At 41.1% G+C, this 12328-nt stretch carries 7 protein-coding genes; 3 read left to right on the top strand and 4 right to left on the bottom strand.

The window, feature by feature from the left end:
• Positions 1-102: 102 nt before the first annotated feature.
• Entirely contained in the window at positions 103-1602 is a 1500-nt protein-coding gene (locus FLL46_RS27895) for a flagellin N-terminal helical domain-containing protein (protein WP_142933329.1), read from the bottom strand.
• A gap of 519 nt (positions 1603-2121) precedes the next feature.
• Positions 2122-3630, bottom strand: coding sequence for a flagellin N-terminal helical domain-containing protein (locus tag FLL46_RS27890; protein ID WP_142933327.1), 1509 nt, complete (start codon positions 3628-3630; stop codon positions 2122-2124).
• Between the two features lie 415 nt (positions 3631-4045).
• Between FLL46_RS27890 and FLL46_RS20830 the strand changes: the two genes are divergently transcribed.
• Positions 4046-5374, top strand: a complete 1329-nt coding sequence (locus tag FLL46_RS20830) for a class I SAM-dependent methyltransferase (RefSeq protein ID WP_142933325.1) — start codon at positions 4046-4048, stop codon at positions 5372-5374.
• Positions 5375-5604: 230 nt separating this feature from the next.
• On the opposite strand, the gene FLL46_RS20825 is transcribed toward FLL46_RS20830, so the two are convergent.
• Complete coding sequence (locus tag FLL46_RS20825; protein WP_142933323.1) at positions 5605-8538, bottom strand: hypothetical protein; 2934 nt, start codon at positions 8536-8538, stop codon at positions 5605-5607.
• 256 nt (positions 8539-8794) lie between these two features.
• Complete coding sequence (locus FLL46_RS20820) at positions 8795-9088, bottom strand: DUF6289 family protein (RefSeq protein WP_142933322.1); 294 nt, start codon at positions 9086-9088, stop codon at positions 8795-8797.
• Between the two features lie 484 nt (positions 9089-9572).
• Here FLL46_RS20820 and FLL46_RS20815 point away from each other — a divergent pair, with 484 nt between their 5' ends.
• A complete protein-coding gene (locus FLL46_RS20815; RefSeq protein WP_142933320.1) occupies positions 9573-10124 on the top strand; it encodes a hypothetical protein in 552 nt (183 codons plus the stop codon).
• A gap of 241 nt (positions 10125-10365) precedes the next feature.
• Positions 10366-12328: winged helix-turn-helix domain-containing protein (locus tag FLL46_RS20810; protein ID WP_142933318.1), on the top strand; the 1963-nt coding region annotated here is incomplete at its 3' end.

Genomic DNA, 12328 nt, shown 5'->3' with positions numbered 1-12328 from the left:
TACCTTTATAGAGCGAATGGGAAAGTGGTGAAAAATCGAAATAATTGTTCGTACCAACTTTCCCGCCTGACGTTAAATTTTAATTTAACGCCTGCCATCAACTTACTGAAGTAATGACAATACTGACTGACTAGAAGCGTTAGCTTGCGCCAGGATAGATAATCCAGCCTGTTGCAATACCTGGTTTTTAGCCAGATTCGCTGTTTCCGCAGCGAAGTCTGTATCACGAATACGAGACCGTGCGGCCGATACGTTTTCGATGATGCTTCCAAGGTTAGAGATGGTGCTGCTTAATCGGTTTTGAACCGCACCGAGCTGGGCTCGTTGAGAGTCTACCGCCGTTATTGCCGCGTCGATCGTACTTATCGCTGCCTGGGCACCGCTTGCAGTACTGATGTTAACGCTAGAAACCGCTGTAAGACCTGAAGCGACGCTCGCTGCTGACAACAAAGTTGTACCTGTGTCAGTTGCAACTGTGTATGCACTACCAGAAGAAAAACGAAGCTGACCTGAAATACGAGTTGCATCAGTTGCACCTGAAGCAGCATCCACCAGGTTAGTAGTAGAAGCAGTCGTTGCAGTACCGTCATAGTTCAGCGATGTGACCGTGATTGTTCCAGTACCATCATCAGCTGTACCAACGTCAAATGCGTCGATGGTGATGTCATCACCAGCTTCATTCACTAAGTCAAGTGTTGCACCGTTAGCTGTTGCGATAATACCCGTACTAGCTGAAGTTGCATTGATAGCTTCGGCAAGTCCAGATAAGTCACCCACAGAAGTTACGTTCACCGAAATACTTGATGCCACACCGCCAGTACCGGCGATATCAAATGAAACGGTTCCAGCAGTATCTAATCCACTTAATCGAACATTGGTTCTTGCATCAGCGGAGATACCGGTTGCACCAGTTTCTGCATTGACCAATCCAGCAACGGTCGCTGCACTGCTGTTCACACCAACGGTTGCAGTTGCTGAGCCTAAACTACCATTTAGCGTTAGTACTTGCGCCGCGACGGTATTTGCTGCTGGTGCCGCTGCTGCTGCCGCGACTTCACCAATACCACTACCACCAACATCAATTCGGTTATCACCAAGGTTTGTGGCTCGAGCACCACTAATGGTCACCGAAATGGTTTCATTCGCCTGTGCTCCAACCTGGAAAGACTTGGTTGAAAATGAACCGTCAAGCAGGTTAGTACCACCAAATCGAGTGGTGTCAGCGATTCGGTTAAGTTCTGATTGAAGTTGAGCAACTTCCTGTTGTAACGCGGCACGCTCTGTACCACTGTTACTACCGTTCGCACTCTGGATAGACAGGTCACGCAAACGTTGTAAGATATTGGTCGATTCCTGAAGTGCACCCTCAGCAACCTGTGCCAATGAAATACCATCGTTAGCGTTTCTAACCGCTACACCCAACCCGTTGATTTGAGAAGTCAAACTATTTGAAATCTGCAAACCTGCGGCGTCATCTTTCGCGCTGTTAATTCGAAGCCCGGTTGATAGACGTTGGAAAGTCGTTGAGAGTGCGTCGTTAGTACGACCCAGTGAGCGCTGAGCGCCAATAGACGATACATTCGTCTGTATTACATTACCCATGATTAAATCTCCTAAACCTTTGATATTCAAGAGGAAATGAAATCCGCCTGAAATTACAAAGTGCTTAAAAAGTAAGACAGCTTATGGCCTGAGAAACCGTTTGCTATCCGCATATTTTTGTTTTATTAAAGTCGTCCTTCAAGTGTTCCTGATAAAATCAACTTTATAAAAACATTGGTTGAAAAAAATGTCTGAGAAACACCTCTTTCAAATTCAACTGGTGTTTCTTAAGGAAATGAAATTTGAGAGTGCTCTTTACGAGCGATCATCGCCTGAGAAACAACAATTTGAAGTGTTCGCAATTTGCTGAGAACAAGTTGCGTTCAAAAGAAGTATCGGCTCTGAAATGGGCGACTTTACTTTTTGATCAGAAATAACTGAAAAAAAATAGGGTTTTTTGAGTAACTATTTGATTTATAAAGGATAAGTTAAGGCGTTAACAAAGGCCTGAAATCTCCAGACCTTTGTTTGGGCACCTAAAGTTGTCGTACGGTAGGGGCTTTTTCGGCTTTCATGGTATTACCCTTGTAGTAAAGATAATACAGATTGACTAGATGCATTGGCCTGGGCCAAAACAGACAATCCGGCTTGCTGAAGTACCTGGTTCTTCGATAATTCCGAAGTTTCGGTCGCATAATCTGTATCACGAATACGAGAGCGAGCTGCAGCTACGTTTTCGATGATACTTTGCAGGTTAGATATGGTTGATGACAACCTGTTTTGTACCGCACCGAGATCAGCACGGTTACTATCAATCTGTTTGATTGACGCATCTACCACAGCAATAGCGGCCTGAGCACCGGTATTAGTGGAGATATCAAGAGCACTTACCCGAGTACCCGAGGTCACATTACCTGCGACAGAAGCGACACCGATAACACCGCCAGCGCCAGTTGCAGTCGAGCCAATCAACGAGAACGTTGAATTAGTATCTGACGTTGTAAATGCGATATCGCCGGTTACCACGGTTCCTTCAGAGACTGCGTCAAGAACCACTGGCGTACCACCAGGTGTGCCGCCGGTATCAACGAAGTCCACAGTGAGATCTTCGTCTGCGTCGCCACCGGTATATGCTGTCAGTTGTACCGTGACATCGGCACCGGTCTGATCGGTGATTTCAACATAGTTATTGGTTAAATCAACATTCACTTCCAGGTTTGATAATGCGCCAAGTTGTTGGATCCCAGAACCTAATGAGGTTAAAAGATCGTCCTCAGTTGCACCGGTTACCACGATAGAGGTATTACCATTAATGCTGACACTAAAGGACTCATCGCCGTCCAGCGTTCCCGCAAAAGCTAGTCGGGCGGTTGTCTTCGCATCTGCGGTAACATTAGGCACCTCAGAGTTGATTTTGTCAGCGATCTGCTGAGCTGAATCACCGGCCGAAACTGCGACTGTTGAAGTGGCACTGTTCACGGTAAAGGTCAGATTGTCAGCGACCATTGCACTGGCAGGTGTGGTGGAAGTTGCCGCGACACGATTCGAAGCAAAACCAGCAAAATCCAGGTCGTTAATGCCGAGGTCGTCGGCTCTGGCTGAGTTAATAGAAATATTGATGGTTTCAAAAGCCTGTGCACCCACTTGAAACTGGGCGCCGGTTAATGTTCCGGTCAATATATTTCGGCTACCAAACCGAGTGGTGTTGGCAATCCGGTCCACTTCCTGGATGAGCTGTTGCACCTCGGCGTTCAGTGCTGCTCGTTCGGAAGGACCATTACTGCCGTTCGCACTTTGAATCGCTAAATCACGAATTCTTTGCAGTATGTTGGTGGTTTCCTGCATCGCGCCTTCAGCTACCTGAGCCAGCGAAATACCGTCATTGGCATTACGCGATGCGACTGAGAGGCCGTTAATTTGCGAAGTTAAACCGTTGGAAATTTGTAGACCAGCAGCATCGTCTTTCGCGCTGTTAATCCTCAAACCTGAGGACAACCGCTTGAAAGTCTGCGCCAGGCTACCGTTAACATTAATCAGGTTACGCTGAGCGTTTAGAGAAGAAACATTAGTCGATAATACGTTTCCCATTTTATGACTCCTTAATCTAATGCTTCGAAACAACAAGGCGGTCAGAGGCTACTGTTGTTTGAGCACAAAAATTAAAAATAAATATTTTGGGAAAGAAGAACTGAGAATTATTCTTTCTTGACTAATCAACCTGCTGAGAACTGGTGATGAACTTTAGATGAGGAACTGAGAATTTCTTTTCTAAAGCGAACAGGGGTGAGAAATCCTGTTCAAACCTGTTATCGGCGTTGAAAAAGTCGACTTTAAATTATTTTTAATTTTTTTTTCGTCAGCTGAAATTTATTTTACAAACTCGCTTTTTGGTGCTTCAGAGCCAGCTTTATTGGCGAAAGGGAAATTTTTGGCAGGTTTCGTGCTAGATTTAACCCATATGTTGAGATATACCTTTTATGCACACTAACTTTTAGGAAAAACAATGACAGCAGAAACGATGAGCATTCCAGAGGCATTGAAACTGGCCCAACAATTAATCACTCAGGGACAGTTGGGAAGCGCTCAAAATATTTGTGTACAGGTGTTGCAGCAACAGCAAAATGTTGAAGCAATGTTTTTGCTGGCTATTGTTTATCAGCAGCAGGCGAAACTGGATGAAGCAACCAACCTTTACATTCAGTTGTTGCAAATCGAGCCTAATCACGACGCAGCGCTTTCTAACCTGGGTTTATTATGTTCATCGCGAAGTGATTACAAATCAGCTATTGAGATATTGGAGCGGGCTTATAGTTTGTCTCCGTCGAATATGGTTACCTGTTTTAACCTGGCAAATGCGTACGCGGAGTATGGGTTGTTAAAGCAGGGGATTAAGTATTACAAAAAAGTGCTGCGAAAAGATCGCAAAAATCCAGACCTGGTTTTTAACCTGGCCAAATCATACGCCGAAAGTGGCGATAAAAAAGAAGCGGTTAAGCTTTACCGTCGAGTGTTGGCCATGCAGCCCAAACATGTTAAAGCCAATTTCAATTTACATTCATTGGTTTATTCAGATAGTGATGCCAAAGAGTCGATTGCTTGTTTAAAAAAAGTCGTATCCCAAAATTCCGCTTATCAGAATTTAGGCCGTTATTTTCTGGGGTGTATTTTGGACACTCAGGGAAACGAGGAAGACGCCAATGCGTTGTTTGCTGAAATTGAAACTACTGAAGAAGATCTTTCGCATTACCTGGATGCGTGGCAATACATTCGCGAAAACTCAACCAGCAACACGCGGTATATGACCTATAGTTTCGAGGTGTTGGATTTTGCCGTGTCACAAATTTCTATTGAAGGGTTGCACCTGGAATTTGGAGTGAGGTTTGCAACTTCGACGAATCATATCGGTAAAAGCATTCCGGGAAAACTTTACGGTTTTGATTCATTTGAAGGGTTGCCTGAACATTGGAATGAGACTGCCGGTAAAGGAGACTATTCCACTCACGGGGTATTACCGCCGGTAAGAGAAAACATCGAGCTGATTGATGGCTGGTTTGATCAGACACTCCCCAAGTTTGTTGAGTCGCATTCTGAACCTGTTGCCTTTATCAACGTCGATTGCGATCTTTATAGTTCCACCAAAACGATTTTTGATTTGCTGGGTAAGCAAATTGTATCAGGCACTATTTTAGTTTTTGATGAATATATTAGCACTTCAACCTGGCGTGAAGATGAGCATAAAGCGTTTATGGAACTGGTTGAAGAACATCAGTTAAAGTTTGAGTATCTCGCGTTTAGTCCTTCTAGTCGTCAAGCGGTTGTGCGGATTCTGTGAGGTATTTGCTAATTTTATCTTTTATTGAGGAAAACGACACACAAGAAAAAGACCGTCAACTTGATTTATTAACCTGAACTAATTGACAAAGCCATTATCCAAAAGATCAATGTGAAAACCGAGATCTTTTGCGATCTCGGTTTCGCTCTGTTAACCTTCAAATTTGATGAACACTCACAATTTTCATTGTTACTTTGAAAGTCCCTTTTGAAGCTAATCAGTTTTTTATTTTATAGGCTATTAAATAAATTAAAAATAGCTTCAAATCTTAGCTTCCAATCCTTAGTTTGACTCTTATACCTTTGATGATGTTTATAGGTTTGAAGGTGGTACATAAATAGACCGTCTGACATACCGTATATTTCCCTAGGTACTGTGTTTAAATAGGCTATGTCAGTGTTAAGGTGAGAATCATAGCCAGTCACATAAAACAAGGGGTATATTCTTGTTTTAACATTGTTTATACCTTTCTTCACCATTTTTAATTGTTCCTTAATTCCTAGCATATAAACATCGTTACCATTGCTATCCTTATCTTCATGTATATATTCTCCCACTAATGGTGAAACACCTCGATAGCTACCCACTATTTTTTCGTTTTCATCTAAATGCCTGAAATCTGTGTATTCCATCAGAACATAAATGATCCCGTCAAATGAAAAGCAAGCGCCGTTTTCGTCGGAAATATTGGTACCGCAGATAATTCTGTAGCTATTAGTTTTGCTCTGTTTATTACGTGAGTAACCAAAGAACTCGTTATGTAAATAAGCTGTTATTAATAAGTCTAATGGTCTTTGGTTTGCTTTGAGCACTTCTCTTATTGCCAATAATTCAGTCGAATTATATTCAGTAGGTTTTTCGTCGATTACCCGTGTCCAATCATCAATAGCGACCCCGGCAAAATGTTCATTAGTACCAAAATCTGTCACAAGCTTTTCAACTATTTTTTTGAGATTTCTCTCAAAAACACCTATGGGAGGAGTTCCTGGAGGAGTAGTTCCTACATTAATGTCTTCGCCTGGCGAAAGGTAAGCATATACTTTTGTGTTTGGAGCTTTTTCATTTAGTTTATTGATAAAGTCACCAAATTTATCCCAATGTGTAGGAGAGTGACCACTAAAACGATAAAAATAAGTGTTGGACTTGCTTTGCGCTACTCGATGAGCGAGACAATCTAAATTTAAACCGAGCTTGTCGTAGTTATGGTCATAACCAGTCAAATTTTGAACAGTGTTTTTCTCGCGGCAATTATCTTCATAAATACCTTCATCGTGGCTATCGCCTTCGAAAAAAACATGTTTTTGCCCATAGTTTTCGAAACCATCTCCATCTGCATCATTATCAGCGTCACTATTTTCAATAGCGCTACCAGTTCCCGTATCTACTCGATCGTCGATATCGTGGCCTTTATATAAGTAAACACCTGCGTAGGTGGCTTCCATTTTAGGATCGTTGGAGGCTCTTACTTCGATTGTTGATTGTGCTGAACTATGTTTTTCTCCGCCTGCCCAATGATTGGTACAAGTAAGCGTTTTCGTTGTTGTTTCTGTCAAGGTATAAGTTTGGGTCCCTGACGTAGAGACAATATTCCCATCCAATGTACACTCATCTGCGTAGGTGGAGTTCCAGGAAAAAATTGCTTGGGAGTTGTAGTTCATCGAGTGGGCATTCCAGTTGGCATCGACAACTGGATTTTGATTGTCAAGGTCAACTTCGACTTTAGCGGTCAGCAATCCCCCGCAACCATATTGGTTGCAACTATGAACGACATAGGCGTAACTGCCATTGGTACGACCGGACAATGCATAGGATAATGTAGAAGAGGGAAGTTTACATTCTGTTGTGATGTAAGAACCTAGCATAACATCCGTGCAGGGAATATTTTTCCAGACACCATCTTTTTTCTCCCAAAGTACGTAGTAGTCAGCTTGCTGAACTTCTCCCCAAGTGACAGTATAAGCGCCGTCTCCATCTACGAATTCTTGAACATTAAGAGGAATTGGTGGAGGCTTGACACCAATTGTTGCTGAAGCGCTTTTATTTAATTCACCGCCAGCCCATTTATTTTTGCAAGTAAGCGTTTTCGTGGTTTCTTTTGTTAAGGTATACACTTGGTTACCGGAGGTGGAGACTATACTTCCATCCAATGTACATTCATCCGCGTAGGTAGAATTCCAGGAAAATGTTGCTTGTGAATTGTAATCAACTGCATTGGCATTCCAGCTGGCATTGACAATAGGATTTTGGCTGTCCAGGTCAACTTCGACTTTTGCGGTCAGTAACCCCCCGCAGCCATATTGGTTGCAGCTATGAACGACATAGGAATAATTGCCGTCGGTACGACCAGATAATGCATAGGATAATGTAGAAGAAGACAGTCTACATTCGGGAGTGATGTAAGAACCTAACATGACATTCGTGCAGGGAATGTTTTTCCAGACGCCATCTTTTTTCTCCCAAAGCACGTAGTAGCTGGCTTGCTGAACATTTCCCCAAGTGACGGTATACGCGCCGTCGCCATCTACAAAATCTTGAACATTAAGAGGGATAGGCGGAGGTTTGACACCAACTGTTGCTGAAACACTTTTATTTAAATCGCCTCCTGCCCATTGGTTAGTACAAGTCAGCGTGTTCGTTGTTGTTTCTGTCAAGGTGTATGCTTTACTACCTGATGTAGCAACCTGGCTTCCATTCAATGTACACTTATCCGCATAGGTGGAATTCCAGGAAAATGTTGCTTGTGAGTTGTAATCAACTGCATGAGCATTCCAGCTGGCATTAACAACAGGATTTTGACTGTTCAAATCAACAGTGACGGCTGCAGTAAGTAAGCCTGAGCAGCCGTATTGGTTGCAAGAATGTATTACATAGTAATATAAGCCGTTGGTGCGACCTGAAACTGAGTAACTCATTTGTGAAGCGGGTAAGTTACCGCCGATTTGCTTCCACGCCCCGTCAGATCGCCTTTCCCAAAACTTGTAAAAAGTGGCTTGACTAACAAGTCCCCAGGTTACATTGTATGCTCCGTCTCCATCTGCAAATCTCTGAACATTAAGAGGGATAGGTGGGGGCTTTTCTCCGAGAGCAGCAATTGCGAAATTGGGGATGAAAACAAAAGTTTTTACCATTAACAAAAAACCAAAAATAAGTGTGTTTTTCACCATAATTTTCCTTTATTTAAATTTGTTCAAAACAAGAACTCATATCAGACACCCCACTTTGAATCATTGAAAAAACAATGAGATAAGTACTGATATTTGAATATGGTCTGTTGGTAATGTTGGTTTCAAATAGCCTGACGTTAATTTTTCGGCGAACCTGATTTGGTAAACAGACTGTCTATCTAAAATATTAAAACGGGAGAAACACCGAGACCTTTGGGATACTCGGTGCCACTAAGCTGACCATCAAAATTAATGATTACTCACAGTATGGTCTTCCCCAAGGATCTTGGTAGAAACAATCAGTATCTAGATCCGTGTCTGTGCATTTTTCGCTCTTCACTGTGTAGTAAGGCGATCTTTCTCCGTCTAATATATTGCGGCCATTATTTTTACAGCTGGTTACTTCTGTGCCGATCTCAGTTGTTTTTGAACTATCAGAGTAATACGTGTAAGTGTGTTTTTGGAAAACGGCTGCATAGGCCGCGAAAGAAGTCAGGGAAATTAAAGTTGTTACCAAAACTGCTTTTTTACTATTGGCAAGTATTTTCATTATGTTAAACCTAATTTTGAATTAATTGAACGAAAACCTTTTGTTGTCACTTCGACAATTAAGGCCTCTGTGCTTCAGTATGTTTGTAAAAAGTTATTGCTTAAATTTTGAACTAAGTTGTACCTCCGGTTATGTCGCTAAATATAAATTGAAATTTGAACAGTTATTAAACTTTGAATACTGGCGCTATCAGCGAGAGTTATTGTGTATCGAGATTAAGTACAGAAAGTTAGCAAATACGCGGGATGCAGAGGTAATAAAAATGAGACAGGAAATAGTAATTTTGGGAATATTTTGCGGACAGGAGTAGATAATTAGGAGGAATTCATCATTAGCTTCCAAACCAAATTTACAAAATCCAGGTTTCACTGTAGGGTCTCAGACTCTTCTTTTCATAGAAGAACAGGGCAATTGGTGACGTACTTTTTACAATTACCATCTCGATGTTTAATTATCTATTTATTCATAAAGCGAGAGTAGACAAATGAAAATCATTTCTTGTAATTATATAAAAGTAGTAACACGTTTAGTCTTTTTGTTTCCGGCATTCATTTTCACGATGCCCGCATTTTCAGGTTCGGGAAGTGCAATTATTCCGCATCTTAATGCTCGTGATAGTGGTGGTGACAACAGAGTTAACTGCTATATCTCTATTTCTAATATCAGTAACAAAACCGTTAGCGTTGCGGTGACATTTTATAATGCCGCAGGGCTGATCGCGGGTGATTCAGATGATAGTCCCAGTGCAGGGCATATCAGTGCTTCATTTGATTTTTCAAATTATGATGATACACATACAGATAAGTCGGTTACGTTTGATTTAGCGGCGCACAAAACTGTACAGATAAATTTGAAGAGTGATAGTAACGGTTCGTATACCACGCTAAGGGGTTATGGAACTATCAGTTGGAGCGCGTCTGATGTTAATGGAGTGGCTTTAATCAGTCATGTTAATATCGACGACTTTTGGCGAAACTCTACTAAACAGAGTAGAGGTAATTACACTGTTGAAGTCAATAATAGTTTGCCGTTTTAGTGTTCAATAGAACTATTTTGATAAGAATGACAAGGTAAAAGAACACTCAGCTCATTAGAATGCGTGACCAGGAAATTTGAAATTGATTGTTGCACAAATATTGATAGCATAATCAGATAAAAATCTAATTTTTTGGGAGATGCTGGTTTTGGGCTGAGTGTCTTGTTTAAGACTTGGAATTTTCTACATCTGGATAATTTTTAGTCAAAGAAAGAGTTTGTTTGTTGGAGTTAGAAGTTGAATGGAAGATAACAAAAAGAATAAATCAGAAAAAGAACTATCCCTTAGTGATGCTCGCGAAATAAAGTTCATTTCATTTGAAGATCTTCGATATTATCCCAAAGTCAGTAAAATCTCTCGAAAGAAGAAGTTATCGGCTCTTACTGCTAAACCTGCGCAAATTTTAAACTTTCTAATAATTAACCAGCATAAAGCGATTACTCGACAAGACATAATTGCCAATGTATGGGAGGAGAAAGGGTGTACAGATGAGAATTTTCATAAAACGATTGGGGTACTTCGTAAAGAGCTAGGTGATAGCCAGAAGCCTTGGCGGTATATAACCAACCCCACAAAAAATCACTATGCGCTTGCTCCCAAAGCAAAGGTTCACTATGTTTTTTGTCGTAACAAGTTTTGGCAGTTGACGAGAAGTCTTGCTGCTTTTTTGGTTGTTGGAGTAATGGTTGCTACAGCAATCTTAAGAATTCAAACTGCTGATAAAGTTGCGGGGTATAAGGCTGTTGATTTTGAGTTGTTGACGGATCTGGAAGGGGAGGTTGAGAGGGCCGTTGTTTCTCCAGATAAATCTATATTGGTCTTTATGCACCGTCTTAATCATCAGTTAGGTTGGGGGCTAAGAGCTCTACGAATTGGAACAGAGGAAAGTAAGATCCTTGTTAATAGTAATGACTCACAAGGCTATCATACTGAGCCAAGCTTCTCGCCTTCTGGTCGACAAATAGCTTGGGTAAAAACAGACTATCGCAGTTATTGTGAAATTATGATTGCGGATTTCCATTCGGCAAGTTTAAGTCTAAGTAATTCTCGCTCTATTTCTGGTTGTGTTAATCGATGGGCTAGGACACCACAATGGCGAACTGAAAGTTCGCTGATGGTAGCTATGTCTGAGAAGGTCAACAGTACTAAGGAAATTACAGAGATTGATCTACTAACGAATGAGCGAAATGTCATTACTTCGCCTGGGCGGTCTGATCATGGTAACTACGGGATCTTTTTTAACTTAGCTAATAATAAACTTGCCTATCTAAGATCTTCAATGGTTGATTCTGGTAGTGAACTGAGAATATTTGATTTTTCAAACAACTCGGATTCGTTGTTAAAGTTGTATTCCTACCAACCATATTCCGCGGCCTGGCTGAACTCAGAAAGTATTTTGATTAAAGGTAAAAGAAAGTTTGAAGTAATCAATCTAGAGGGAAAAACCTCTCAGGTATATTTTGATAAAGCACATCAACAGAGCTTTCCTTTTTCTATAGATAACAATCGAGTCGGTTACGTTCGTGGAAGATTGGTCGATAATGACATTTTTATTGTTAACTTAACCAATGGAAAAATAGATAATAGCCTTTCTCTACCAACTCATGACTATAGAGCTGTAATAGCAAAATATACCGGAGATATTGGATATATGTCGTTGCATGATGGGAAGCGACAATTGTTACTTCGGAAAGGCTCGATATCTTCAAAAGTGTTAGGGTTTGACGAATACGCGGGAGTTGAAGATATCGCAATAGCTGTGGATGGGACACTTTTAGCTTTTAATAAAAATGCGCAATTAAACATCGTGGACAGTTCAGGCGACTTGAAATTCAGCAGAAGTATGATAGTCAAAGGTTTTTCGTTCAGCCATGATAATAAGGCTTTGTTTGTCGGTGTTAAGGAAAATGATAAGTTGAAAGTAAAGAAAATTGATTTAGCCGATCCCACGAAAGAAACCATATTAACTGATGGTTTTATGCCCAAAGCAACAGAAAACGGCGATGTATATTTTTTCAGACAGAAAGAAAATAAGAATTATCTTTATCAGATTTCGTCTGATGGAATAATCGATGAACTATTCGAAACACCAATGTCCTTTGTTAACCTAAACTCAAATAGTTTTGATGTGATCAATAACCGACTTTTTTATGTTGAAGGAAATGGCGAAAGTAAAATGTTGGTCAGCAAAGATTTATCAAGCG

Source organism: Aliikangiella coralliicola (assembly GCF_007004725.1).
GTDB classification, from domain to species: Bacteria; Pseudomonadota; Gammaproteobacteria; order Enterobacterales; family Kangiellaceae; genus Aliikangiella; species Aliikangiella coralliicola.
The sequence above is the reverse complement of the archived record's forward strand: the minus strand, read 5'-3'. Positions and strand labels throughout refer to the sequence as shown.

Coding starts and splice junctions, on each gene's coding strand:
- FLL46_RS27895 (WP_142933329.1), bottom strand. CDS start 1,602: ATGGGTAATGTAATACAGACGAATGTATCGTCTATTGGCGCTCAGCGC.
- FLL46_RS27890 (WP_142933327.1), bottom strand. CDS start 3,630: ATGGGAAACGTATTATCGACTAATGTTTCTTCTCTAAACGCTCAGCGT.
- FLL46_RS20830 (WP_142933325.1), top strand. CDS start 4,046: ATGACAGCAGAAACGATGAGCATTCCAGAGGCATTGAAACTGGCCCAA.
- FLL46_RS20825 (WP_142933323.1), bottom strand. CDS start 8,538: ATGGTGAAAAACACACTTATTTTTGGTTTTTTGTTAATGGTAAAAACT.
- FLL46_RS20820 (WP_142933322.1), bottom strand. CDS start 9,088: ATGAAAATACTTGCCAATAGTAAAAAAGCAGTTTTGGTAACAACTTTA.
- FLL46_RS20815 (WP_142933320.1), top strand. CDS start 9,573: ATGAAAATCATTTCTTGTAATTATATAAAAGTAGTAACACGTTTAGTC.